This window comes from Streptomyces sp. NA04227, assembly GCF_013364195.1.
Taxonomy (GTDB): Bacteria; Actinomycetota; Actinomycetes; order Streptomycetales; family Streptomycetaceae; genus Streptomyces.
This window is the reverse complement of the sequence record NZ_CP054918.1, coordinates 6,369,596-6,394,294: the sequence shown is the minus strand read 5'-3', so window position 1 is coordinate 6,394,294 and position 24,699 is coordinate 6,369,596. Positions and strand designations below refer to the sequence as shown.

The 24,699-nt window shown below is 67.4% G+C and carries 18 protein-coding genes and 1 rRNA gene; 8 read left to right on the top strand and 11 right to left on the bottom strand.

The features are described from left to right. Nucleotides 1–98 precede the first annotated feature (98 nt). The 4 genes from HUT18_RS27210 to thyX all read right to left on the bottom strand — a co-directional run bounded on the left by HUT18_RS27210 (nucleotide 99) and on the right by thyX (nucleotide 5,847). A 16S ribosomal RNA gene (locus HUT18_RS27210) occupies nucleotides 99–1,623 on the bottom strand. Nucleotides 1,624–2,159: 536 nt separating this feature from the next. Beyond that, nucleotides 2,160–3,845, bottom strand: coding sequence for a ribonuclease J (locus tag HUT18_RS27205; protein WP_176103167.1), 1,686 nt, complete (start codon nucleotides 3,843–3,845; stop codon nucleotides 2,160–2,162). 165 nt (nucleotides 3,846–4,010) lie between these two features. Continuing rightward, the gene (gene dapA, locus HUT18_RS27200) at nucleotides 4,011–4,910 is read right to left on the bottom strand and encodes a 4-hydroxy-tetrahydrodipicolinate synthase (RefSeq protein WP_176103166.1); all 900 of its coding nucleotides are present in this window, start codon (nucleotides 4,908–4,910) and stop codon (nucleotides 4,011–4,013) included. Nucleotides 4,911–5,106: 196 nt separating this feature from the next. Next, the gene (thyX, locus tag HUT18_RS27195; RefSeq protein WP_176103165.1) at nucleotides 5,107–5,847 is read right to left on the bottom strand and encodes an FAD-dependent thymidylate synthase; all 741 of its coding nucleotides are present in this window, start codon (nucleotides 5,845–5,847) and stop codon (nucleotides 5,107–5,109) included. A gap of 147 nt (nucleotides 5,848–5,994) precedes the next feature. Between thyX and HUT18_RS27190 the strand changes: the two genes are divergently transcribed. Continuing rightward, entirely contained in the window at nucleotides 5,995–6,591 is a 597-nt protein-coding gene (locus HUT18_RS27190; RefSeq protein WP_176103164.1) for a PH domain-containing protein, read from the top strand. Between the two features lie 58 nt (nucleotides 6,592–6,649). On the opposite strand, the gene HUT18_RS27185 is transcribed toward HUT18_RS27190, so the two are convergent. The 5 genes from HUT18_RS27185 to rpsO form a co-directional block, all read right to left on the bottom strand. Further along, nucleotides 6,650–7,111, bottom strand: a complete 462-nt coding sequence (locus HUT18_RS27185; protein ID WP_176103163.1) for a tetratricopeptide repeat protein — start codon at nucleotides 7,109–7,111, stop codon at nucleotides 6,650–6,652. A 3-nt stretch (nucleotides 7,112–7,114) separates the two neighbouring features. Next, entirely contained in the window at nucleotides 7,115–7,867 is a 753-nt protein-coding gene (gene dapB / locus HUT18_RS27180) for a 4-hydroxy-tetrahydrodipicolinate reductase (RefSeq protein ID WP_176103162.1), read from the bottom strand. Nucleotides 7,868–7,943: 76 nt separating this feature from the next. Beyond that, the gene (locus tag HUT18_RS27175; protein WP_176103161.1) at nucleotides 7,944–9,323 is read right to left on the bottom strand and encodes a pitrilysin family protein; all 1,380 of its coding nucleotides are present in this window, start codon (nucleotides 9,321–9,323) and stop codon (nucleotides 7,944–7,946) included. Then, a complete protein-coding gene (locus HUT18_RS27170) occupies nucleotides 9,320–11,545 on the bottom strand; it encodes a polyribonucleotide nucleotidyltransferase (protein ID WP_176103160.1) in 2,226 nt (741 codons plus the stop codon). The genes HUT18_RS27175 and HUT18_RS27170 overlap by 4 nt, the downstream gene beginning before the upstream one ends. Nucleotides 11,546–12,007: 462 nt before the next feature. Further along, nucleotides 12,008–12,295 carry a 30S ribosomal protein S15 gene (gene rpsO / locus HUT18_RS27165; protein ID WP_176103159.1) on the bottom strand — a complete coding sequence of 96 codons (288 nt, stop codon included), beginning with the start codon at nucleotides 12,293–12,295 and terminating at the stop codon, nucleotides 12,008–12,010. Nucleotides 12,296–12,718: 423 nt separating this feature from the next. Between rpsO and HUT18_RS27160 the strand changes: the two genes are divergently transcribed. Beyond that, nucleotides 12,719–12,985, top strand: a complete 267-nt coding sequence (locus HUT18_RS27160; RefSeq protein ID WP_176103158.1) for a DUF397 domain-containing protein — start codon at nucleotides 12,719–12,721, stop codon at nucleotides 12,983–12,985. 117 nt (nucleotides 12,986–13,102) lie between these two features. Here the strand turns inward: HUT18_RS27160 and eccD are convergent, their stop codons facing one another. Continuing rightward, nucleotides 13,103–14,590 carry a type VII secretion integral membrane protein EccD gene (eccD, locus tag HUT18_RS27155; RefSeq protein ID WP_176104833.1) on the bottom strand — a complete coding sequence of 496 codons (1,488 nt, stop codon included), beginning with the start codon at nucleotides 14,588–14,590 and terminating at the stop codon, nucleotides 13,103–13,105. A gap of 309 nt (nucleotides 14,591–14,899) precedes the next feature. Here eccD and eccCa point away from each other — a divergent pair, with 309 nt between their 5' ends. After that, a complete protein-coding gene (gene eccCa / locus HUT18_RS27150; RefSeq protein ID WP_176103157.1) occupies nucleotides 14,900–18,871 on the top strand; it encodes a type VII secretion protein EccCa in 3,972 nt (1,323 codons plus the stop codon). A gap of 55 nt (nucleotides 18,872–18,926) precedes the next feature. Here the strand turns inward: eccCa and HUT18_RS27145 are convergent, their stop codons facing one another. Next, the gene (locus HUT18_RS27145) at nucleotides 18,927–19,280 is read right to left on the bottom strand and encodes a DUF4333 domain-containing protein (protein WP_176103156.1); all 354 of its coding nucleotides are present in this window, start codon (nucleotides 19,278–19,280) and stop codon (nucleotides 18,927–18,929) included. Nucleotides 19,281–19,593: 313 nt separating this feature from the next. On the opposite strand from HUT18_RS27145, the gene HUT18_RS27140 reads away from it, so the two are divergent. The 5 genes from HUT18_RS27140 to HUT18_RS27120 all read left to right on the top strand — a co-directional run bounded on the left by HUT18_RS27140 (nucleotide 19,594) and on the right by HUT18_RS27120 (nucleotide 24,453). Further along, nucleotides 19,594–19,998: a hypothetical protein gene (locus HUT18_RS27140; RefSeq protein ID WP_176103155.1), complete on the top strand. Its 405-nt coding sequence runs from the start codon at nucleotides 19,594–19,596 to the stop codon at nucleotides 19,996–19,998. 36 nt (nucleotides 19,999–20,034) lie between these two features. After that, nucleotides 20,035–21,354 carry a hypothetical protein gene (locus HUT18_RS27135; RefSeq protein WP_176103154.1) on the top strand — a complete coding sequence of 440 codons (1,320 nt, stop codon included), beginning with the start codon at nucleotides 20,035–20,037 and terminating at the stop codon, nucleotides 21,352–21,354. Between the two features lie 59 nt (nucleotides 21,355–21,413). Next, on the top strand, nucleotides 21,414–21,911 hold the full coding sequence (locus tag HUT18_RS27130) for a hypothetical protein (protein WP_176103153.1): 498 nt from the start codon (nucleotides 21,414–21,416) through the stop codon (nucleotides 21,909–21,911). Nucleotides 21,912–21,968: 57 nt separating this feature from the next. Then, a complete protein-coding gene (locus HUT18_RS27125) occupies nucleotides 21,969–22,481 on the top strand; it encodes a hypothetical protein (RefSeq protein ID WP_176103152.1) in 513 nt (170 codons plus the stop codon). A 493-nt stretch (nucleotides 22,482–22,974) separates the two neighbouring features. Next, nucleotides 22,975–24,453 carry a PQQ-binding-like beta-propeller repeat protein gene (locus tag HUT18_RS27120; RefSeq protein WP_176103151.1) on the top strand — a complete coding sequence of 493 codons (1,479 nt, stop codon included), beginning with the start codon at nucleotides 22,975–22,977 and terminating at the stop codon, nucleotides 24,451–24,453. Nucleotides 24,454–24,699: the final 246 nt, after the last annotated feature.

Sequence of the window (24,699 nt, the reverse complement as noted above, 5' to 3'; positions counted from 1 at the left end):
ATAGTCAACGTTCCACCCATGAGCGACCATCGCAGGACGTTCGCCTGCGTTATGGCTCTGGACCACCAAGCAAGCTTGGCGGCCTAGATGCTCCTTAGAAAGGAGGTGATCCAGCCGCACCTTCCGGTACGGCTACCTTGTTACGACTTCGTCCCAATCGCCAGTCCCACCTTCGACAGCTCCCTCCACAAGGGTTGGGCCACCGGCTTCGGGTGTTACCGACTTTCGTGACGTGACGGGCGGTGTGTACAAGGCCCGGGAACGTATTCACCGCAGCAATGCTGATCTGCGATTACTAGCGACTCCGACTTCATGGGGTCGAGTTGCAGACCCCAATCCGAACTGAGACCGGCTTTTTGAGATTCGCTCCACCTCGCGGTATCGCAGCTCATTGTACCGGCCATTGTAGCACGTGTGCAGCCCAAGACATAAGGGGCATGATGACTTGACGTCGTCCCCACCTTCCTCCGAGTTGACCCCGGCGGTCTCCCGTGAGTCCCCAGCACCACAAGGGCCTGCTGGCAACACGGGACAAGGGTTGCGCTCGTTGCGGGACTTAACCCAACATCTCACGACACGAGCTGACGACAGCCATGCACCACCTGTACACCGACCACAAGGGGGCGACCATCTCTGGCCGTTTCCGGTGTATGTCAAGCCTTGGTAAGGTTCTTCGCGTTGCGTCGAATTAAGCCACATGCTCCGCCGCTTGTGCGGGCCCCCGTCAATTCCTTTGAGTTTTAGCCTTGCGGCCGTACTCCCCAGGCGGGGCACTTAATGCGTTAGCTGCGGCACGGACAACGTGGAATGTTGCCCACACCTAGTGCCCACCGTTTACGGCGTGGACTACCAGGGTATCTAATCCTGTTCGCTCCCCACGCTTTCGCTCCTCAGCGTCAGTATCGGCCCAGAGATCCGCCTTCGCCACCGGTGTTCCTCCTGATATCTGCGCATTTCACCGCTACACCAGGAATTCCGATCTCCCCTACCGAACTCTAGCCTGCCCGTATCGACTGCAGACCCGGGGTTAAGCCCCGGGCTTTCACAACCGACGTGACAAGCCGCCTACGAGCTCTTTACGCCCAATAATTCCGGACAACGCTTGCGCCCTACGTATTACCGCGGCTGCTGGCACGTAGTTAGCCGGCGCTTCTTCTGCAGGTACCGTCACTTTCGCTTCTTCCCTGCTGAAAGAGGTTTACAACCCGAAGGCCGTCATCCCTCACGCGGCGTCGCTGCATCAGGCTTTCGCCCATTGTGCAATATTCCCCACTGCTGCCTCCCGTAGGAGTCTGGGCCGTGTCTCAGTCCCAGTGTGGCCGGTCGCCCTCTCAGGCCGGCTACCCGTCGTCGCCTTGGTGAGCCACTACCTCACCAACAAGCTGATAGGCCGCGGGCTCATCCTGCACCGCCGGAGCTTTCAACCCTCTCCCATGCGAGAGAGGGTATTATCCGGTATTAGACCCCGTTTCCAGGGCTTGTCCCAGAGTGCAGGGCAGATTGCCCACGTGTTACTCACCCGTTCGCCACTAATCCACCACCGAAGCGGCTTCATCGTTCGACTTGCATGTGTTAAGCACGCCGCCAGCGTTCGTCCTGAGCCAGGATCAAACTCTCCGTGAATGTTTTCCCGTAATCGGAACGACACATCACGAGAGCGGTGCGAGAGCAAGGAATAATCGCTCCCGCACACAGCGTCCTCGCTGTGTTTTCTTCAAAGGAACCTCGCCCCAGCTGATGCTGGAGACGGGGTATCAACATATCTGGCGTTGACTTTTGGCACGCTGTTGAGTTCTCAAGGAACGGACGCTTCCTTTGTACTCACCCAAGCTTTCCTCTCGGGCTTTCCTCCGGGCGCTTCCCTTCGGTGTTCCAGACTCTACCAGACCGTTTTCCCGTCCCGTTACCGGTCCGAATTTCGATCCAGTGGCCGCTGGAAAGCCTTTGCCTATTCGCTCGCCTTGCGGCTCCCTTTCGGCTGAACCGACTTTATCAGAGACTCTGAGTCGGTTTCTCCGCCCCCTCTGGGTCCCAACAACCGTGTGAGCGGCCGGTGTTCCCTCGCTGGCGGAGCCGTAAACGTACTGGAGCGGAGCGCCTCGAAGCAAATCGAGGGGCTCCGCTCCAGTGACGGCGTGCGGACGCGGCTCCCGGCCGGGTCAGACCTCGACCACGACCGGCAGGATCATCGGGCGCCGGCGGTAGGTGTCGGACACCCACTTGCCCAGCGTGCGACGGATGAGCTGCTGCAGTTGGTGGGGTTCGACCACACCGTCCTGCGCGGATCTCTCCAGGACTTCCTGGACCTTCGGGATGATCGCGGAGAAGGCCGAGTCGTCGATGCCGGAACCCCGCGCATGGATGTGCGGGCCACCGGTGATCTTGCCGGTGCTGGAATCGATGACGACGAAGGCCGAGATGATGCCCTCGTCGCCGAGGATTCTGCGGTCCTTGAGCGAGGTCTCGGTGACGTCGCCGACCGAGAGGCCGTCCACGTAGACGTACCCCGCCTGGACCTTGCCGGAGATGCGCGCCTTGCCCTCGACGAGGTCGACCGCGACTCCGTCCTCGGCGATGACGATGCGGTCGTGCGGGACACCGGTGAGCGCGCCGAGCTCGGCGTTGGCTCTCAGGTGGCGCCATTCGCCGTGCACCGGCATCAGGTTGCGCGGCTTGCAGATGTTGTAGAAGTACAGCAGTTCGCCCGCGGAGGCGTGGCCGGAAACGTGCACCTTGGCATTGCCCTTGTGTACGACATTGGCGCCCCACCGGGTCAGGCCGTTGATCACGCGGTAGACCGCGTTCTCGTTGCCGGGGATGAGCGAGGACGCGAGGATCACGGTGTCGCCCTGGACGATCCGGATCTGGTGGTCGCGGTTCGCCATCCGGGAGAGCGCGGCCATCGGCTCGCCCTGGGATCCCGTGCAGACGAGGACGACCTCGCTGTCCGGCAGGTCGTCGAGTGTCTTGACGTCCACCACCAGGCCCGGCGGCACCTTGAGATAGCCGAGGTCCCGGGCGATGCCCATGTTGCGGACCATCGACCGTCCGACGAAGGCGACCCTGCGGCCGTACTCGTGGGCAGCGTCCAGGATCTGCTGGATGCGGTGCACATGGCTGGCGAAGCTCGCCACGATGATGCGCTTGCGGGCACCGGCAAACACCTGGCGCAGCACATTGGAGATGTCGCGCTCGTGCGGGGTGAAGCCGGGGACCTCGGCGTTCGTCGAGTCCGAGAGTAGAAGGTCGATGCCTTCCTCGCTCAGCCGCGCGAAGGCGTGCAGGTCGGTGAGCCGGCTGTCCAGCGGGAGCTGGTCCATCTTGAAGTCGCCGGTGTGCACCACCATGCCCGCGGGCGTGCGGATGGCGACGGCCAGGGCGTCCGGGATGGAGTGGTTGACGGCGATGAACTCGCAGTCGAAGGGGCCGACCCGTTCGCGGTTGCCCTCGGCGACCTCGAGTGTGTAGGGGCGGATGCGGTGCTCCTGGAGCTTCGCCTCGATGAGCGCGAGGGTCAGCTTGGAGCCGATCAGCGGGATGTCCGGCTTCTCGCGGAGCAGGAAGGGGACGCCGCCGATGTGGTCCTCGTGCCCGTGGGTGAGGACGATGCCGTCGATGTCGTCGAGGCGGTCCCTGATGGACGTGAAGTCCGGCAGGATCAGGTCGATTCCGGGCTGCTCCTCCTCGGGGAAGAGCACTCCGCAGTCGACGATCAGCAGGCGGCCGTCGTACTCGAAGACGGTCATGTTCCGGCCGATTTCGCCGAGGCCGCCGAGCGGGGTGACCCGGAGGGCTCCCTTGGCGAGTGTCGGCGGTCGGCCGAGTTCGGGATGCGGATGACTCAAAAGACTCTCCTGACCATGCGCGCCACGTACCTCGGGGGCACGTGGCGCGTATGACGTTTCGTGCATGTGACTGTGTGGGACGGCAGGGACGTTCGGAGTGCCCTGCCTATTCAGTTGTGAAGTCTTTGTCGGCCGTGACTCGGTGGGTCCGGCCGAGGTGTGTACTCAGATCTGTACCCCGCCGGCCGCGAGATCGCTCTTGAGCTGGGCCGTCTCCTCGGGTGACAGTTCGACCAGGGGCAGGCGCAACGGTCCGCCGGGGAGTCCCTGCAGAGCGAGTGCGGCCTTGCAGGTGATGACGCCCTGGGTGCGGAACATCCCGGTGAAGACCGGCAGCAGCTTCTGGTGGATCTCGGTGGCCTTGTGCACGTCGCCCGCGTTGAAGGCGTCGAGCATGGCGCGGAGTTCCGGGGTCACCAGGTGGCTGACGACGGAGACGAAGCCGATCGCGCCAACCGAGAGGAGGGGGAGGTTCAGCATGTCGTCGCCGGAGTACCAGGCGAGATCCGAGCGGGCGATGGCCCAGCTCGCGCGGCCGAGGTCGCCCTTGGCGTCCTTGTTGGCGACGATACGCGGGTGCTCGGCCAGACGCACCAGGGTTTCGGTGTTGATGGGTACGCCGCTGCGGCCGGGGATGTCGTAGAGCATCACCGGGAGCGCGGTCGCGTCGGCCACGGCGGTGAAGTGGCGCAGGAGGCCTTCCTGCGGCGGCTTGTTGTAGTACGGGGTGACGGTCAGCAGGCCGTGTGCGCCCGCCTGCTCGGCGTCCTTGGCCAGTTCGATGCTGTGCCGGGTGTCGTTGGTGCCGACGCCCGCCACGATGTGGGCCCGGTCGCCGACGGCCTCCACGACCGCCCGTACGAGCTCCGATTTCTCCGCGTTGCTGGTGGTCGGGGACTCACCGGTGGTCCCGTTGATGATCAGGCCGTCGTTGCCCGCGTCCACCAGGTGGTGGGCCAGCTGCTGGGCGCCGTCGAGGTCGACAATGCCGTCCGCCGTGAACGGCGTGACCATGGCGGTGAGAACGCGCCCGAAGGGGGTCTGCGGAGTGGAGGTCGGAGCCATGGGTAACACGCTACTCGCTGCTCAACGCGCGGTCGCCCCTCGGGGCAGACCGCTGGACGTGACAAAGACGGAGCCCGGCACTGCCTGCTCGGGGGTTCAAGCAGTGCCGGGTCCGTGCGATCAGGCTAGATGAACCTCACAAAGCCCCGCAATCCGGACACCTCGCATGGCTGACCCGTACACCTGTGCCCGGTGATCAAGGTGCCACGCGGCCGTTGGCGTTGAACGCCGCGTGGGTCAGGGGCATCAGCTGCGCCCAGTGCGCCTCCATCTGCTCGCCCACCATTTCGATCTCGCGCTGCGGGAAGCTGGGCGTCGTCGCGAGTTCGTGCTGGGTGCGCAGCCCGAGGAAGTGCATCAGGGAACGGGCGTTGCAGGTCGCGTACATCGAGGAGAACAGCCCCACGGGCAGCACTGCGCGGGCCACCTCGCGGGCGACTCCGGCGGCGAGCATCTCCTGGTACGCCTCGTAGGACTGCCGGTAGGAGTCCTCCATCACACGGGTGGTCAGGTCGTACTGCTCTTCGGTGCCCTCGACGAAGACGTACTTGCCGGGCCTGCCCTGCTGTACGAGCCTGCGGTCCTTGCCGGGAACGTAGAAGGAGGGCTGCAGGCGGCGGTACCGTCCCGACTCCTCGTTGTAGCTCCAGCCGACCCGGTGGCGCATGAACTCGCGGAAGACGAAGATCGGGGCGCTGATGAAGAAGGTCATCGAGTTGTGCTCGAAGGGGCTGCCGTGCCGGTCCCGCATCAAGTAGTTGATGAGGCCCTTGGAGCGCTCCGGGTCCTTCTTCAACTCGTCCAGCGACTGCTCGCCGGCGGTGGAGACACGGGCGGCCCACAACACGTCGCTGTCGTTGGCGGCGTGCTTCACGAGCTCCACCACGACATCGCTGCGAAAGGCGGGCTTGAGGTCCTCGGCGGGGGTGTCGGTCACGATCTGCGGGGTCCTTCCCTCACGACTCACGGGCGGCGCCAACTCTACGGCCCGCCACCGACAGTCGGCCGCGACCGGGGTGGTGACGGGACGAAGTGGTCGGTAGCCTCACCGGGCAGCCCCATCGCGTACGAGTGAGGACCCGTCGTGCCCTTGACCTTTCTCACCGCCGACCGAGCCTTCGGAGATGCGCGCGGCGACGACGAACTCCCCCACCCCGACCCGGACCGCTGGCGCCGTCCGTACCGGCCCGGGCCGTGGCGGGTGGGCCTGGCCGCCTCGCTGCTTCTGCTCGCCGCCTTCGTCCTGCTCTCCACGGTGATCATCGCGTTCGCGGGGTCACCCGCCGAGACGCTGGCCTGCGGAGTCCTTGCGCTGCTGATCATCGCCACCGCGCTGCGGATGCTGCGGATGGGGACATGGGTGGGCAGCCGGGGCGTGCGACGGGTGGGGATGTTCGCCACCCGGACCGTCTCCTGGGACCAGGTCGCCGCCGTCCGCACCGCGCAGCAGCCCGTGCGCTGGCTCGGCCTACCGCGCACCGTGCAGGGCGAGGCCCTGGTGCTGCAGCGGCGTTCCCGGCCGGACGAGGAACTGCGCCCGCTGATGACCACGCACAACGCCGACTTCCTGGGCAGGCCCGGGGCCTTCGACCGTGCCGCCGACCGGATCGAGGCCTGGGCACAGCAGCACGCCGGGGCCCACGGCCCGCTCCCGCAGGGTGGGCCCGGACCCCGTTCGTAAGGTCGACCGCAGCCTCAGGCCGCGCCTGGGGGCGGCCGCCCGAAGCGGCCAGGGATTTCTAGACCGTCTCCGCCTGTACCGGCTTGCCCTCGTGCAGCGCGATCGCCCGCTGCATCGCCTTACGCGCGCGCGGGGTGTCACGGGCGTCGTGGTAGGCGACCGCGAGGCGGAACCAGCAGCGCCAGTCCCCCGGTGCGGCCTCGGTCTCGGCCTTGCGCTTGACGAAGACCGCGTCCGCCGAGTCCCGGTCGATCCGTCCACTGGGCGTACGGACCAGCTCGTCGACGGGCAGCCCGCCCTCCGCCTCGAGTTCGGCGGCCAGGGCATTGGCCTTGGTGACGAAGCGGGTGCTCTTCCACAGGAACCAGACGCCGATGAACGGCAGGACGAGCACCGAGAGCCCGAAGGCGACGGTGATCGGGGTGCCGTGCTGGATGAGCAGGACGCCGCGGCTGCCGACCAGGACGAAGTAGACGACGAGGACGGCGGCCGTGACGGTGTACGTGATCTTCGCGCGCATGGTTCAGCCGAGATCCAGGAAGTGCTCCAGGCCGAACGTGAGGCCGGGAGCGGTGGGAATGCGACGGGCGGCGAGCAGGATGCCCGGCATGAAGCTGCTGTGGTGCAGGGAGTCGTGCCGGATGGTGAGGGTCTCGCCCTCGCCGCCGAGCAGGACCTCTTGGTGGGCGAGGAGGCCGCGCAGCCGTACCGAGTGCACGGGCACACCGTCCACGTCGGCGCCGCGCGCGCCCTCGAGCGCGGTGACCGTGGCGTCCGGCTGAGCCGGGCTCTGGGCCCGTTCGCGTGCGGCGGCGATGAGCTGCGCGGTGCGGGCCGCGGTGCCACTGGGCGCGTCGGCCTTGTTCGGGTGGTGCAGCTCCACGACCTCGACGGACTCGAAGTACGGGGCCGCGACCTCGGCGAACTTCATGGTCAGTACGGCGCCGATGGAGAAGTTCGGCGCGATGAGCACACCGGTGTCCGGGAACTCGGCCAGCCAGTCGCGCAGTTGGGACAGGCGCTCCTCGGTCCAGCCGGTCGTACCGACCACGGCGTGGATCTGGTGCCGTACGCAGAAGTCGAGGTTGCCCATGACCGAGCCGGGGGTGGTCAGCTCCACCACGACCTCGGCGCCCGCGTCGACGAGGCTCTCCAGTTTGTCGCCCCGGCCGAGGGCGGCCACGAGTTCCATGTCCTCGGCGGACTCGACGGCCCGTACCGCCTCGGAGCCGATACGGCCCTTGGCGCCGAGTACGGCCACGCGCAGCTTGCTCATGTCGCTGCTCCTTCGCTTGTTCTCAGCTGTCGGTAGGGCCGCCCCGGACCGGTTCGAGACCGGTCCGGGCCCGGCTTCAGGAGACGGCTTCGTGCAGCCGGTCGGCCTGCTTGTCCTTCAGCGGGCCGATGACGGACAGCGAGGGACGCCGTCCCAGGATCTCCCGCGCCACCTCCCGCACGTCGTCCGGGGTGACCGCGGCGATCCTGGCCAGCATGTCGTCGACCGACATCTGCTCGCCCCAGCACAGTTCGCTCTTGCCGATACGGTTCATCAGGGCGCCGGTGTCCTCGACGCCGAGGACGGTGGAGCCGGAGAGCTGTCCCACGGCGCGGGCGATCTCGTCGTCCGGCAGACCGTCGCGGGCGACGAGTTCGAGTTCGTCGCGGCAGATCTTCAGCACGTCGTGCACCTGGCTCGGGCGACAGCCCGCGTACACCCCGAACAGTCCGCAGTCGGCGAAGCTCGACGTGTACGAGTAGACGCTGTACGCCAGGCCGCGCTTCTCGCGGACCTCCTGGAAGAGGCGCGAGGACATGCCGCCGCCGAGCGCCGTGTTCAGCACGCTGAGCGCCCACCGGCGTTCGTCGCTGCGGGCCAGCCCCGGCATGCCGAGGATGACGTGGCTCTGCTCGCTCGTGCGGTGCAGGAAGTCGACCTTGCCCGCGGCGCGCACGGCGCGGCTGCCCGCGCGCGGCGCCACCGGAACCGCGTCCGTGCGCTCCAGTGCGCCGGCCCGCTCGAACGCGGCACGGACCTGGCGTACGACCTTGTGGTGGTCGATGTTCCCGGCCGCGGCGACCACCAGGTGGGTGGGGTCGTAGTGCCGCTTGTAGAAGCGCCGGATGCGGTCGGAGGTGAGCGCGTTGATGGTGTCGACCGTGCCGAGCACCGGACGGCCGAGCGGGGTGTCGCCGAGCATCGTGTGCGCGAAGAGGTCGTGCACACAGTCGCCCGGGTCGTCCTCGGTCATCGCGATCTCTTCGAGGATGACGCCGCGTTCGGCATCGACGTCGCCTTGGAGGATGAGCGAGTCGGTGAGCATGTCGCAGACCACGTCGATGGCCAGCGGCAGGTCGTTGTCGAGCACCCGCGCGTAGTAGCACGTGTACTCCTTGGCCGTGAACGCGTTCATCTCGCCGCCGACCGCGTCGATCGCGGCGGAGATGTCGAGCGCCGAGCGCTTGCGGGTGCCCTTGAAGAGCAGGTGCTCCAGATAGTGCGTGGCGCCGTTCAGGCTCGGGGTCTCGTCGCGGGATCCGACGTGGGCCCAGATGCCGAAGGTGGCCGAGCGCACCGTCGGCAGGGTCTCGGTGACCACGCGCAGGCCGCCGGGCAGCGTCGTACGGCGGACCGTACCGGCGCCGTCCTTGCCCTTGAGCAGTGTTTGGGTACGGGCGACGGCCCGCGCCTCACGGGAGGTGCGGGCCGTCGTCTCGGGACTACGGGACGTCACTTGTCGGCGTCGTCCTTCTTCTGGTCACCCTCGGACTCGTCCTCGCCCTCGATCACGGGGATCAGGGAGAGCTTGCCGCGGGAGTCGATCTCGGCGATCTCGACCTGGACCTTCTGGCCGACGCCGAGGACGTCCTCGACGTTCTCCACGCGCTTGCCACCGGCGAGCTTGCGGATCTGCGAGATGTGCAGCAGACCGTCCTTGCCCGGCAGCAGCGAGACGAACGCGCCGAAGGTCGTCGTCTTCACGACGGTGCCCAGGTAGCGCTCGCCGACCTCCGGCATGGTCGGGTTGGCGATGCCGTTGATCGTGGCGCGGGCGGCCTCGGCGGCCGGACCGTCGGCGGCACCGATGTAGATGGTGCCGTCGTCCTCGATCGTGATGTCGGCGCCGGTGTCCTCCTGGATCTGGTTGATCATCTTGCCCTTGGGGCCGATGACCTCACCGATCTTGTCCACGGGGATCTTCACGGTGATGATCCGCGGGGCGTTCGGGGACATCTCGTCCGGGGTGTCGATCGCTTCCATCATCACGTCGAGGATGTGGAGGCGGGCGTCACGGGCCTGCTTGAGGGCCGCGGCCAGAACGGAGGCGGGGATGCCGTCCAGCTTGGTGTCGAGCTGGAGGGCGGTCACGAACTCCTTGGTACCGGCGACCTTGAAGTCCATGTCACCGAAGGCGTCCTCCGCACCGAGGATGTCGGTGAGGGTGACGTAGTGCGTCTCGCCCTCGATCTCCTGGGAGATCAGACCCATGGCGATACCTGCGACCGGGGCCTTCAGCGGCACACCGGCGTTCAGCAGCGACATGGTGGAGGCGCAGACCGAGCCCATCGAGGTCGAACCGTTGGAGCTGAGCGCCTCGGAAACCTGACGGATCGCGTACGGGAACTCCTCGCGGGTCGGCAGCACCGGCGTCAGGGCACGCTCGGCCAGCGCGCCGTGGCCGATCTCGCGACGCTTCGGCGAACCGACGCGGCCGGTCTCACCGGTGGAGTACGGCGGGAAGTTGTAGTTGTGCATGTAGCGCCTGCGGGTCACCGGCGAGAGGGTGTCCAGCTGCTGCTCCATACGGAGCATGTTGAGCGTGGTGACACCCAGGATCTGGGTCTCGCCGCGCTCGAACAGCGCCGAGCCGTGCACCCGCGGGATCGCCTCGACCTCGGCGGCGAGCGTACGGATGTCCGTGACGCCGCGGCCGTCGATCCGCTTCTTCTCCTTGATGACGCGCTCACGGACCAGGGTCTTGGTCAGCGAGCGGTACGCGGCGGAGATCTCCTTCTCGCGGCCCTCGAACTGCGGCAGCAGCTTCTCGGCGGCCAGAGCCTTGACGCGGTCCAGCTCGCTCTCGCGCTCCTGCTTGCCCGCGATGGTCAGCGCCTGGGCGAGCTCGTCCTTGACCGCGGTGGTCAGGGCCTGCAGGACATCGTCCTGGTAGTCGAGGAAGACCGGGAACTCGCCGGTCTCCTTGGCGGCCTTGGCCGCCAGGTCGGCCTGCGCCTTGCACAGGACCTTGATGAAGGGCTTCGCGGCGTCGAGACCGGCGGCCACGATCTCCTCGGTCGGCGCCTCGGCGCCACCCTCGACCAGCTTGATGGTCTTCTCGGTGGCCTCGGCCTCGACCATCATGATCGCGACGTCGCCGTCCTCCAGGGCGCGGCCCGCGACGACCATGTCGAAGACGGCGTCCTCGAGCTCGGTGTGCGTCGGGAAGGCGACCCACTGACCCTTGATCAGCGCGACGCGGACGCCGCCGATCGGGCCGGAGAAGGGCAGACCGGCCAGCTGCGTGGACGCGGACGCGGCGTTGATCGCGACGACGTCGTACAGGTGGTCGGGGTTGAGCGCCATGATCGTGGCGACGACCTGGATCTCGTTGCGCAGGCCCTTCTTGAAGGAGGGGCGCAGCGGGCGGTCGATGAGGCGACAGGTGAGGATCGCGTCCTCGGAGGGACGGCCCTCACGGCGGAAGAAGCTGCCCGGGATCTTGCCCGCGGCGTACATGCGCTCCTCGACGTCCACCGTCAGCGGGAAGAAGTCGAGTTGGTCCTTGGGGTTCTTGGACGCCGTGGTCGCCGACAGGACCATCGTGTCGTCGTCCAGGTAGGCCACGGCGGAGCCGGCGGCCTGACGGGCGAGGCGGCCCGTCTCGAAGCGGATGGTACGGGTGCCGAAGGAGCCGTTGTCGATGACAGCCTCGGCGTAGTGGGTCTCGTTCTCCACCAGTGCATTCTCCGTGTTCGTAAGTTCACGCGGCCGGTGCGCTCTGGGCGCTCCACACGCGTGCGTCTTGTCTGCGTCTTGTGTCCGTGCCGCCCGTGTGACGGCCGGACGGTGGAGAGCGCGCCTCGGTGCTGGCTGGCCGGTCTTCGATCGAAGCACCCGGGGGTCGTACGCCCGGGGGCCACTACCGAGGACCGGCGAGGGTGCGCTCTTCCTCGTTCAGTATGGCGTTGTGTGTTTCCGCTTTGTCCGTACCCGGCCGGGGCGTCGCCCGCCCGGGCTGCGCCGATGGCCTTTCGGCCACCCGGGGCCCGCGCCGCGGCACCCCCGGGAAACCCGGGCAGCAGCCGCGCGGCCCTGTGCGACCAGACTACAAAGCGGAGGGTGACTTGTCGCACGTACAGCGCACGTACAGCAAAGGGAGCGGCCCCCTGGTACGGGAACCGCTCCCTTCACGGCGTCTTATCGGGCGCCCGCCGCACCGCGGCGGATGCCGAGGCGGTCGACCAGCGCACGGAAGCGCTGGATGTCCTTCTTGGCCAGGTACTGCAGCAGCCGGCGGCGCTGACCGACCAGGATGAGCAGACCACGACGCGAGTGGTGGTCGTGCTTGTGCGTCTTGAGGTGCTCGGTCAGGTCGGAGATCCGGCGCGAGAGCAGCGCGACCTGCACCTCGGGAGATCCGGTGTCGCCTTCCTTCGTGGCGAACTCGGACATGATCTGCTTCTTCGTTGCGACGTCCAGCGACACGCGTACTCCTAGAGAGGTCGTTTCCCTCCGAGCGCCCCTGGTCTTCTCCTCAGGGGAAACTACGGTGACTCGGAAGGCGAGAGATCCCACCAGCACCGGCCGCCGGGCCCGAAGCAGGCTCCGGCGTCGACTGGTCTGGGGGTCGTCACACAGGGTACCAGGGGGTGAGACGGGCGAAGGGCCGCCCCTGTCAGCGGCCTCCGGTCACCCGGAAGCAGCACTTCCGCTCCCTCGGCGGATGTTCCGGGATACGGGTCCGTAGCCGCGCACACCTTATATACGCTCGGTGGTCGGCGGTGTTCCGCGGGTGGGGTTTCCCTCCGTCCGCGGACCGCCGCCCGTCTTCACCTTTTCCACCTTCTAAGACTTCAGACTTCTAAGACTTCAGATTTCTTCCGCCCAACGGGAAGGGGCCGCGCGCCGATGTCGGACGCAGCACAGGACCAGGAACTCGCCGCACGCAAGGAGCGGGAGAAGAACGAGCTGTACGCGCTCGACATCTCCGGCGTCGAATGGCTGAGTGCGCCGGGCACCAGTGCGGACGAGGAGCGGGTGGAGATCGCCCACCTGCCCGGTGGCGCCGTCGCGATGCGCTCGTCCACGGACCCGGACACGGTCCTGCGTTACACGGAGGCCGAGTGGCGTGCCTTCGTCCTGGGCGCGCGGGACGGCGAGTTCGACCTGACGTGAGTTGGCTCTGGCGCGGCTTCTACCGGATGCGGCGTCGGCCTGATGTGAAGGTGTGAGCGCGGGGCGCGGGATGTTCTCCTCACGCCCCGCTTTCCGCCCGTACGCTCCGGCGCGTGCTCAGCTCGTCATGGCGCGCGCGGAGGCGTACACGTCGAAGACCGCCAGCGTCAGCGGGATCAGGGTGAGCAGGACAAAGCCCTCGGCGATCTCGAAGAAGCGGCCCCAGAAGGGGGTGACGCCTCGGCGGGGGAGGACGAGGCCGAGGGCGGTGACCAGGGCGGCGGCCGCGGCGACGGCGGCCGCGAGCCACAGAGTGCGGATGTCCGTCGCCGACGCGTCTCCGGCGAGCGAGTCGGGCGGGTTGAGGCACAACCCGAGGCCGAGCAGGCCGAGGGAGGCGAGCCCGGCCGCGAGCGCGGCGCCCACCTGGGCGGTGTAGCGGAACAGGTGCGCGCGCATCAGCATGGCGACGCCGGTGGCGAGCGCGAGGAGCTGGCCCCAGGTGTTCCCGGCGAAGCCCAGCACACCGCAGGAGCCGACCGCGAGCAGTGCGCAGCCGCCCACCAGACCGACGAGCAGTTCGTGTCCGCGGCGGGCCCGGGCGGCGATGCGCTCGGCGTCGACCGGCTCGCCCTCGGCGGGTTCCAGGCCCATGCCGCGCTGGCTGACGTGCGGCGGTTCGAAGCCGATGGGCAGCCGGGCGAAGCGCATCGAGAGTCCGGGCAGGAAGGCCAGCGCCCCGACCGCGACCGGCGCGCACATCGCGGCCGTCTCGACCGGCTCGAACTCGGCGAGGATGGCCGCGAACACGGCTGCGGCGGCGACCGCGGACGCCGTCACGAAGGCGACGAACGGCCCGTCCCCGCTGGGTGTGACCAGCGCGAGCACCAGTGATCCGAGGAAGACGGCCACGCAGGCGAGCAGCACTTGCAGCCTGCCGACACCTTCGCCGTCCGCGAGCGGCAGCAGCCCGGAGCCGGCCACCGCGACATTGGGCAGCGCGCCGAGCCCCAGGGCGAGGGCCGAGGCGCGGTCGTCGTACACCCGGGCCCGTACGCACGCCAGCGTCAGCAGCAGCACTCCGGCGACGGCGGCCACGATGCCGGGCAGCCCGTGCATGTCGTGCCCCGAGCCCGAGGTCCAGGCCACGTACGCGAGGAGGAAGGGGAGTGTGCCGCCGCCGACGAGTCCGGCGGTGCGGGTCATCGCGTCGGTCCACAGCGTGCGGTCGCGGCTGACCGCGGAGGCCACCGCGTCGGAGACGTCGTCGAAGACCGCGGGCGGCAGTGACTCCGCGAACGGCCGCAGGCTCAGCAGTTCGCCGTCGAGGATGCGTTGGGCGGCGAAGGTCAGCGCGCCGTCGAGCACCGTGCCGTCGCGCCGCACCAGGTGGTAGCCGACGGGGGCGCCCTCGCCGGGCCGCTGCCCGGTCAGCCGCAGGATCTCCGGATAGAGGTCGGCGACCGGGACGTCGTCGGGCAGGGCCACGTCGACGCGACTGTCCGGCGCGACGATCGTGACGCGGCTGAAGCCGAGCCCCGTTCCGGCGGCCTGCCCTCCGCGGCCGGGCCCGGCCACTCCGGTGGCCGCCGACGACGCCGTCATACTCACCTGCTGCTCCCTCTCGCCCGCACCTGATGCGCCTTGCGCCCTCGCTCCAACCCCACGTGGGTGTTCGGCCGTTACCGGTTCCCACGTACAACATCCGGCCATACGGCCCGACTTACGCCGTAGAACGCTCCGGCATGCGCCAATTGCCCTGTATCAGCGGCTTGTTCACAGCGGTTGGATGCGTAGCGCACCCTACCGCCCCCGTTCCGTGACCGCGTCAGTAGGATCACCCAACGGTCGCCATGACTGCACGCAGAGTATGGCCCCACCTGTCGGAACGCGTCGGCCAGGAATCGGTGAGCAGTGAGCCAGATCGTCGTCAAGCGCCCGCCCCGCGCGCTGCCCTCCGAGGTGCCGGTCGAGGAGATCGTGCTCCAGGCACCGCCCGAACTGCCGCGCGGCCAGCAGGAAGGCGCGCTGATGCAGATCCTGCCCATGCTCGGCATGGGCGGCTCGGTGGTGTTCTTCTTCATGCCGGGCGCCCATCCCTTCATGAGGATCATGGGTCTGGTGATGGTGGCGTCGACCGTGGCCATGGCGGTGGCCATGCTCGTGCGCTACCGGCGCGGCACCCAGGGGCAGTTGGCGGATCTGCGCCGGGACTATCTGAGCCATCTCGCGCAGACCCGCCGCCAGGTGCAGACGACCGCACAGGCCCAGCGGGACGCGCAGTTCTATCTGCATCCGGCGCCGGAGCAGCTGTGGGCGCTGGTGGCCGAGGGCAGCCGGGTCTGGGAACGCCGGGCGGGCGACGAGGACTTCGGGCAGGTACGGATCGGCCTGGGTGCCCAGTCGCTCGCCGCGCCGCTGGTCGCCCCGCAGACCGCCCCGGTGACCGACCTCGAACCGCTGACCGCCGGAGCGATGCAGCGCTTCCTGGCCACCCACAGCACTCTGGAAGACCTGCCCATGGCGGTGTCCCTACGGGCCTTTTACCACGTGGGCATCGACGGCGACCCGGATGCGGTACGCGCCACGGCACGCTCCCTGATCGCCTCGCTGGCCGCCCTGCACTCCCCCGAGGACCTGGTGGTGGCCGTGCTCACCGCGCAGGACGGCGCCCCGCACTGGGAGTGGGTGAAGTGGCTGCCACACGCCCAGTCCGCCGAATCGGCCGACGGCGCCGGAAGCCGACGCCTGATCACGGCCGACCCGATGGCCGCGGAGGACCTGCTCGCCGCCCGCCTCGCGGAACGCCCCCGCTTCCACCCCGGCGGCCGCCCCCTGCCCGACAAGCCGCACCTCGTCGTCGTACTGGACGGTGTCTTCCTGCCACCGGGATCCCTGCTCGCCGGCCCCGAGGGCATCCAGGGCGTGACCCTGCTCGAACTCGGCCGCGGCACCCGGCCCGCGGGCCCCGGCTCCCTCGCCGTCACCGTGCACCCGGGCCAACTCCGCCTGGAATCAGGGCAGGGCATGGTCTACGAGGGCACGCCCGACGAGCTCTCCCCGCAGGCCGCCGAGGCGCTCGGCCGTCAACTCGCCCCGCTGCGCATGGCATCCGGATCCGACGACGACGAACCCCTGCTCGCCAACCTGGAGTTCACCGATCTGCTGAACCTCGGCGACGCCGCCTCGGTCGACACCCGCCGCACCTGGCGTCCCCGCGCCCAGGCGGAACGGCTGCGCGTCCCCATCGGCGTCGGCGAGGACGGCCGCCCGGTCATGCTCGACCTCAAGGAGGCCGCGCAGGAGGGCATGGGCCCGCACGGCCTGTGCGTCGGCGCCACCGGCTCCGGCAAGTCCGAGTTGCTGCGCACCCTCGTCCTCGGCCTCGCGGTGACCCACTCCTCGGAGACCCTCAACTTCGTCCTCGCGGACTTCAAGGGCGGTGCGACCTTCGCGGGCATGGCCCAGATGCCGCACGTCGCCGCCGTCATCACCAACCTCGCCGACGACCTCACCCTCGTCGACCGTATGGGCGACTCCATCCGCGGCGAGCTCAACCGGCGCCAGGAGATGCTCCGCGACGCGGGCAACTACGCCAACATCCACGACTACGAGAAGGCCCGCGCCGCCGGAGCCGCGCTCCAGCCGATCCCCTCGCTCGTCCTTGTCATCGACGAGTTCAGCGAACTCCTCACCGCCAAGCCGGACTTCATCGAGATGTTCGTGCAGATCGGCCGTATCGGCCGGTCGCTCGGCGTGCACCTGCTGCTCGCCTCGCAGCGTCTGGAGGAGGGCCGCCTGCGCGGCCTTGAGACCTACCTCTCCTACCGCATCGGCCTGCGCACCTTCTCCGCCGCCGAGTCCCGCGCCGCCCTCGGCGTCCCCGACGCCTACCAGCTGCCCAACGTCCCCGGCTCCGGCTACCTCAAGTTCGGCACCGACGAGATGGTCCGCTTCAAGGCCGCGTACGTCTCCGGCGTCTACCGCTCCAGCGCCGAACAGGCCGCCGCCCTCGGCGGACCGCTTCCCGTGGACCGCGCACCCGCCCTCTTCACGGCCGCCGAAGTGCCGGTGCGCTACGTACGGCAGACGGTCCCCGCCCAGCGCCCGTCGCAGCCGGACCGCCCGGACGACGCCCTCGCCGACACCGTCCTCGACGTCGTCGTACGCCGCATCGAGGGCCAGGGCCCGGCCGCCCACCAGGTCTGGCTCCCGCCCCTGGACAGCCCGCCCTCGCTGGACCAGCTGCTGCCCGGCCTCGCCCCCGTCGAGGGCCGCGGCCTGACCCAGCCCGGCTACGAAGGCGCGGGACGGCTCGTGGTCCCCGTCGGCCTGGTGGACAAGCCCTACGAACAGCGCCGGGACGCCCTGTGGTGCGACTTCTCGGGCGCGGCCGGCCACATGCAGATCCTCGGCGGCCCGCAGTCCGGCAAGTCGACCCTCCTGCGCACCCTCGTCTGCGCCTTCGCCCTCACCCACACCCCTCAGGAAGTGCAGTTCTACGCACTGGACTTCGGCGGCGGCTCGATGGCCGCCCTGACCAACATCCCGCACGTCGGCGGCGTCGCCTCCCGCCTCGACCCGGAACGCGTACGCCGCACCGTCGCCGAGGTCTACGGCGTCCTCACCCGCCGAGAGGAGTACTTCCGCGCGTCTGGTATCTCGTCCATCGGTGAGTTCCGGACCCGCCGCGCCCGCGGCCAGATCTCGGTGACGGACCAGCCGTGGGGTGACGTCTTCCTCCTGATCGACGGCTGGGGCAACTTCCGCACCGACTACGAGGCCCTGGAAACAGCCGTCCTCGACATCGCCGCCCGCGGCCTCGGCTACGGCATCCACCTGGTCCTCACCGCCTCCCGCTCCATGGAGGTACGCGCCAACCTCAAGGACCACCTGATGAACCGCCTGGAACTGCGCCTGGGCGACACCATGGACTCGGAGTTCGACCGCAAGGTCGCCGCGAACGTCCCGAGCGGCGTGCCCGGGCGGGGTCAGTCACCGCAGAAGCTGCACTTCATGGGGGCCGTGCCGCGCATGGACGGCCTGAACTCGGATACCGAACTGGCCGAAGCCACAGCCGCGTTGGGTGCGGAGGTCGCGCGGCACTGGCGGGGTACGGGCGCGCCCGCGGTGCGGTTGCTGCCGCGGGAGTTGGGGGCGGAGGTGCTTCCGGCGGGTCATCAGCATCCGGAGCGGGGAGTCGCCTTCGCGATCGACGAGAACAACCTGGAGCCGGTGTTCGTCAACTTCGACCAGGACCCGTTCCTGTTGGTGTTCGGGGAGAGCGAGTCGGGGAAGACGAATCTTTTGCGGTTGCTGATTGGGCAGTTGAGCCGGCGGTATACGGGCGACGCCTGCAAGTTCTTCGTGGTCGACAACCGCCGTGGGCTGCTCGACGCCACGCCTGGGTCGCACCTTGCGGAGTACGTGCCGATGTCCAACGCGATGGAGCACCATGTCGGCGCTCTGGCGGATCTGATGCAACGACGGGCGCCCACTGCGGATGTGACGGCGCAACAACTCAAGGACCGTAGCTGGTGGCGAGGCCCCACGGTGTATGTGGTCGTCGACGACTACGACTTGGTGTCGACATCGAGCGGCAATCCCCTGGCCCCGCTTGCCGAGCAGCTTCCGTTCGCACGGGATGTGGGGGTGCGGTTCATCATTGCTCGGAACACGGCGGGGGCAGGACGGGCAACCTATGAACCGTTCATCCAGCGGATGACGGAACTGGGGGCACAGGGGCTGGTGTTGTCGGGGGACCCGACCGAGGGCGACCTGCTGGCGGGGGTGCGACCGAGGCCCATGCCTGTGGGGCGAGGCACCTTCGTGTCACGACGGCGGGGGAAGCCGATGGTGCAGACGGGGTGGGTTCGGGAGTATTGAGGTTGACAAAGGAACAGGGCTCCCGACTACAGGTTGCTGAGGTTCGGCGCGGTGCTCAGTTCGGAGCAGGGGAAGCCGTGTCGTCTGCCTTGAAGTCGAATTGGATCTGGTCTCCGTCGACGGATGTCACCTTGACGGTTACGCCCAAGGTGCTGCCGTCGTCCGCAATGAGCCGACACCGGGTGGTGGCACCGACCTCACCTACGAGGTCCTCGGGACAGTCAATGTTCGGCTTTGGCTGGCCCGTTGTAGCGGCGAGCCTTTCGGCGAGTAGTGCGGAGAGCTTGCCCGAGGACATTTCCGGTGTCGACGTTCCAACATCGGCTGAGGCCGAGCACCCGACCAGCAGCACACTGGTGGCTACGGCCGAGAGGAGCGAAGCAGCAGCAGACAACCGGTTGGTGGTCATGGGGACTCCGGCGTTGGGGATAACAAGAAGAAGACGCCGGAAGCATACTTGGCCGGACCACTCCTGGCATGACGCCAGCCAGGCTCACTGGAACGTATCCAACATCCTCGACGTCAACGGGCCGTCAACAACGGCATCACGTCCGCCGAGTTGCACAGCGCGGATCCTTCGCATCCTCGGCCGCAACTTGCACGACCTCATTCAGGCCAGGCGAGCATTCATGCCGCGCGTAGCTGATATTGCACACGGCCAGCTTCAGCGATCCGCTTGCTGGAAGTGAATCTAACGAGACACAAACGTATCGGAGTTGTGTATGGGAGTCGGAATCGGCGATGAGCAGACTCTTGCGAGCTCGCGTGGCGACAAGCAGCGTGCGGCGAAATACCTGACAGAGGCCCTCATGCCAAGCACCCAGTTGGCTACCCACATGGCGGAGGGCGGCGGAACGGTACGGCCCCCCTTGTTCGCCCCAGCGGCCCCCACGAGCCCCCTGATCAAGCAGGACACCGGGCTGGAACGGCTTTCCAACTGGACTCTGGACCAGGGGGTCTCTGACGCGCTGACCGCATGGCAGGGGCAGGCGAACCGGCTGATGGCGCGGCTGCAGCAGGAGTTGAACGCGCTGCATGGCACGAAGAACATCTTCCAAAACCAGGACGTCGGCATCGGTGCGCAGGCGGCTTCGGTGAGGCCCCCCAGCAGTTTCGACGGAATGTGACGGGAGAGGTCCACGGCTCTGAGCTATAACGACGTGATGACAGCCGATCTGTCTCCACTTACGGACGTGGCCGAGGCGTGGAAGAAGATGGGCGAGCGCTTCGGTGAGCTGAAGACCAACTACGAGAAGCATGTGCAGGCCGTGCTGGACAATGGGAATTGGCAGGGGGTCGCGCACGGCGTGCAGCAGCAGAAGGCATCTGCCACAGCCTTCGAGTACGGAGCGGCCAAGGCAGAGGCTCTCGCAATTGCCAGTCTCCTCACAGATGCGCACACCGAACTGACTCGCCTGCAGAAGGCGGTGAAGGACTTGGTCCATGACGCCGAGGAGAAGAAGTTCAGGGTCGACAACTCCGGCAACGCGGACTACATCGGGTACGACATGCTGTCCGAGCAGGAGCGGTACACACTCAAGCACGCCCCTGACTACCCACAACTCCTGGCTGATGCCCGCAAGAAGGCGCAGGGCTGGACTGACGACATCGCCAAAGCCGTCAAGGCCGTCAACGACACCGATGAGAGTGTCAAGCGGGCCCTGGCCCGTGCGACGAGCGACGTTTCACTGGACGGCACCGGATTCGGCGGATTCAACGCGAACGCCGTCGGTGACCTTGCGACGGCAGGGAAGCCGGAACCCAACCCTGGCATGAAGACATCCGGTTGGGTCGCTGAAGGTGACGCCTCTGCGTCAGGCCCCGATGTCGGGAGCTCAGTCACGGGTCCGGACACCGGGGCCGGCAAGCTGCGTGAGGCTGAGAAGCATGCCGACCTGGGCCGCGCGACCGCGGAGGGGTCGATCGCCAACGGCCCGCTGAAACTTTCTGGAGGGGCCGAAGCCTATGCGGGCGCCAAGGGCTCCGCCGCTTGGCTCATCACCACGGAGGGCGTCCAAGGCCAAACAGGTTTACTGGTCGGAGGTGAGGCCTCGGCCAAAGGCAGGGCCGATGCCGGTCCTGTCGGCATCTACGCACGGGCTGAGACCATGGCCGGCGCTGCGGCGGATGTCAACACGGGGGCAGGTGTCGATGGCGTGCAGGCGGGGGCCGAGGCTTTCGCCGGCGTGAAGGGAAGCGTCACCCAAGGTGCGGACATTGGGGGAATCGGGGCGGGCGTCACGGCCGAAGGGTGGCTCGGCCCCGGTGCGGAGGCCGGGTTGGGCTTCGGAAAGGACAGCAACGGCGTATGGCACCTCAGGCCCAGATTGGGCGTCTCCCCCGGCGTTGGTGGAGGCGTGGCCTTCGAGTTCAGCGTCGACCCCGGGAGGGTCACCGACACCGCGGGTGACTTGGCCGACGGTCTCGGCAAGGGGGTGAATGCGATCGGCGATGGTATCGGCAGCGTCGGCAGTGTGTTCTGACCTTCATCACCTTCAAACCACTGTGTGCGGGTGCATTCTCCCAGCATGGAAGGCTCGACATGGCCACGACTCTGCCCGTCCCGATCAAGTTTGCACTGCCGGAAGGCTGGCGCGCCGCACCACCGGACGAAGTCAACGCCCCTGGAGCAGCGTTCGTCGCGGGACATCTGCCGCCGGATGCCGGATTCACCTCAAACATCACCATCGACGGTGAGTTCCGCCCAGATTCAGCAACGCTGCCCGAGATCGCTGACGAATCGGTGAAGCGCTTGCGCCAGGCCGTCACGTCGATTGCCGTCGCTGGCCGCCGTGAGGCCGACTCCGTAGATGTTCCGGGCCTCACACAGACGCTGACCTTCTCTGCCATGGTCGGTGGGGTGAGCCGCGAACTCGTCCAGTCTCAGGTGTACTTGTCCATGCTGGACGCCGCCGATCCGCGCAAGCGTGCGGTGATCCGCCTGGCCCTCACCTGCACTGCTTCTCAATACCCCACTGTCCTGGCCGACTTCCAGGACTTTGTGCGCACGGTCCGTCCGGGCGCCGACGGACCGACGTAACACATCTCTCAGCGACGAATACTGAATCGGAAATCGGATCCCTCATAGGTTGGCTTCATGGGACTCTTCGACAAACTAACCGGAACCCAGCGCCCTGCCGACGATGTTGCGCCAGTCTCAGCCGAGCAGACTCGGGCAGCCCTGCTCAACCTCAACCGGTCTGATGTCCCGTACATCGTCCGCGACGGCGCTGCGGAAAACGCTGACTTGGTGGCGGAATGGCGGATGGCGGAGCCTGCCTGGCAGACCTTCTTCATCGAGTCCCAGCTGACTCGCGCCGTCCGGATCCGGATGCGCCTGGTCCAGGAGAACCATGAGGTGCGTGCCCTGGAGGAGCAGTGGGAGGTCACGCGAGTCGGGAACCCACCCAGGCTTGAGATTTCGTCGGAGTACTCGCGAGGGCCGAACAGGACAGTCACCCGCGACTGGAAGATCCAGCGAGGTGACAGTGGCCGTCTCGAAGCGACGGAGATTTTCCACTTTGACAGCGCAGAACTGCGCAACCCTCTGCGGAACGCCGTGCTCAAGTCGGGCTGGACCTGGCGCGGCGTGGTCTTCAGCAAGTTGTGAGTTAGGCGGGGCCTTCGGACTTGGGCAGGTCAGGCTACGCTCGGCCTGCTCCTGTCACGTGCGGTGAGTACGGGGCGAATTGGGGCAGCCAAAGGAAGCCGTGGTCATGAGTGATCACGCCTGGTCTCTAAAGCTTGTTCACCTGGATACACGAGTTCGGACAGCGCTACGCCGTTGCTGCTCGTCCTGGACGGCCCGCCCGTGGTGAAGGCTGAGCTGCTCGCGGACGGCATCCGGCCAGTGCACCTGACCATCGGGACGAGGCCGCACGAGCCTGCCCCCTGTGCGTCTTCGCCTTGCCCATCATGCGCTTCGCAGTGGACTCCCGAAGACTCACCGCGCAACTCCCTTCCAGCACATGGCAAATGCACGCTGAACCTCCGAACCCGCTGAACGCCTCATCAGAGGCATTCACTACGCTTGGGATTCGATCAGCCACAGTAAGCAAACGCCCCGGTCACATGTTCCGGGCACGGCGAGAAGGGACAGTGCCGTGAGTTTCGGGCCCCCGGCCTCCCTCTACACCCAGTCACGGCGAGAAGCCGCCGACAAGGACCGGCGCCGCAGGGCACTGTGCCTCATCACGGTCGGCGGCCTCTGCCTCACTCTTCTCGCTGCCTGCCTCGGCGGCTGGCTGTGGCTCTCGTCCCCCGCCGCCTCGGATCCTGTGGGCCTCCACGGAGACCTCCGACCCCGTCAACTGCCCGGCGACGTACGCGAAGAGGTCGCCACCCGGCCGCGCAACCAGGGCGGAACAGAGCTGCTGAGCCTGCTTGAGGGGCCGTTGAAGAAGAACGAGATGGTCGACTACCCCGGGTTGTGGCTGACCGACACGCGCCTCGTAGAAGCCCGCGGAACCGTCCTGGAGGGGTGGAAGCTCACACGGAAGCGCGGCCCTGCGAAGGAGAAGGGCCTGTACAAGCTCGACTTCGGCGCGAGCATATGCAGTGCCACCCAGCACCTCACTGTGGACGGTCGCACAGCCGTGCTTGTCATGACTCGTGACCGTAACGGCGATCCGGTGTGCGGGCGCATCATCGGTGTCGACCTCAACAAGGGCAAGAAGCTGTGGGACGAGAAGCTGCCGGGCGCCCTGTCCGCGGGAGGCGGCAGGTACGGCAACCCCAGCAGCGTCACCATCTCGCAGGACACCGCAGTGGCCGCCTGGGGGATTGGCTCCGCATCCTACGACCTGCGAAGTGGCAAACGGTTATGGGCCGACACGCAGCCCTCTGAGTGCACAGACCAGGGTTTCGCCGGTGGACGCAGGATGCTGGCAGTGGTCGGCTGCGGTGAGATCGACCGGATGAAGCTGAAGGTGGAAGAGATCGACCCTCGTACCGGGAAGCCGAAGTGGACCTACGCCCCCGGTGAAGGTCTCAAGCAGGTCCACGTCGTCTCGACTGCCCCTGTTGTTCTGTCTGTCCTGAAGGAAGCGGGCGAGTACGAGTCGCTGCTGATCCACCTGGACGATGCGGGCAAGGTGCGCTCGACCATGCCGGGCGACCAGGAGTGGAATGCGATCACCTGCGGCAAGCAGGTCCCGGACTACTTCGCGGTCGACCAGTGCTCGTCCGTCGTCGTCAGCGAGACGCACCTCTTCATCGCCTCGAAGAAACGCATCGAGCTCGGAGACGCGCCCTCGAACGAGGTCATCGCCTACGACCTTGCCACCGGAAAGAGCGGAAAGAAGTTCGACGGACGCGACCTTGCGCCGATCCAGGTCGTACAGGCCAACGGCAGCAAGGCGCTCGCCTACCAAACAGGGATGGTGTCAGAGCCGGGTGTGCTCTTCGAACTCGACCCCGTCACCGGCAAAAAGACCCCCTTCTACTACATCCAGACAGAGGACTGGGACTTCTTCGAACCCGATGGCACTCATCTCGTTTACCACCGGGGCCGACTAGCCATCGGCGCGACGCAGACTGATGACGAGGACGACCCCTCGGTGTGGGTCATCGAGCCGCAATGACCAACAAAGCGACGGAGCCGGAAGCACGTGGACACTCAGCCCGCGAATGGAGGCAAAATGCATTCAAGGATTGAGTATGTGAGCCGCAACCCCGCGTTTACACGTCGAATGGAGTGAGACCGCTGCTGAGACCATGGCCAGTGACCCGGACAGAAGCCCAACGTGTCGGGCCCAAAGGAGTCGATCACTGGCTCGCGACAGCAGAGGGGGGAAGCCAGGTTGAGCGACTTCCCCCCCTCGAGTCTC

Bases quoted from the DNA above. Each gene is read 5' to 3' on its own strand.
- eccD (WP_176104833.1), bottom strand. From the start codon at position 14,590: ATGACGGCGTCGTCGGCGGCCACCGGAGTGGCCGGGCCCGGCCGCGGA.
- HUT18_RS27130 (WP_176103153.1), top strand. From the start codon at position 21,414: ATGGCCACGACTCTGCCCGTCCCGATCAAGTTTGCACTGCCGGAAGGC.
- HUT18_RS27135 (WP_176103154.1), top strand. From the start codon at position 20,035: ATGACAGCCGATCTGTCTCCACTTACGGACGTGGCCGAGGCGTGGAAG.
- HUT18_RS27125 (WP_176103152.1), top strand. From the start codon at position 21,969: ATGGGACTCTTCGACAAACTAACCGGAACCCAGCGCCCTGCCGACGAT.
- dapB (WP_176103162.1), bottom strand. From the start codon at position 7,867: ATGAGCAAGCTGCGCGTGGCCGTACTCGGCGCCAAGGGCCGTATCGGC.
- HUT18_RS27185 (WP_176103163.1), bottom strand. From the start codon at position 7,111: ATGCGCGCGAAGATCACGTACACCGTCACGGCCGCCGTCCTCGTCGTC.
- HUT18_RS27160 (WP_176103158.1), top strand. From the start codon at position 12,719: ATGTCGGACGCAGCACAGGACCAGGAACTCGCCGCACGCAAGGAGCGG.
- dapA (WP_176103166.1), bottom strand. From the start codon at position 4,910: ATGGCTCCGACCTCCACTCCGCAGACCCCCTTCGGGCGCGTTCTCACC.
- HUT18_RS27145 (WP_176103156.1), bottom strand. From the start codon at position 19,280: ATGACCACCAACCGGTTGTCTGCTGCTGCTTCGCTCCTCTCGGCCGTA.
- HUT18_RS27140 (WP_176103155.1), top strand. From the start codon at position 19,594: ATGGGAGTCGGAATCGGCGATGAGCAGACTCTTGCGAGCTCGCGTGGC.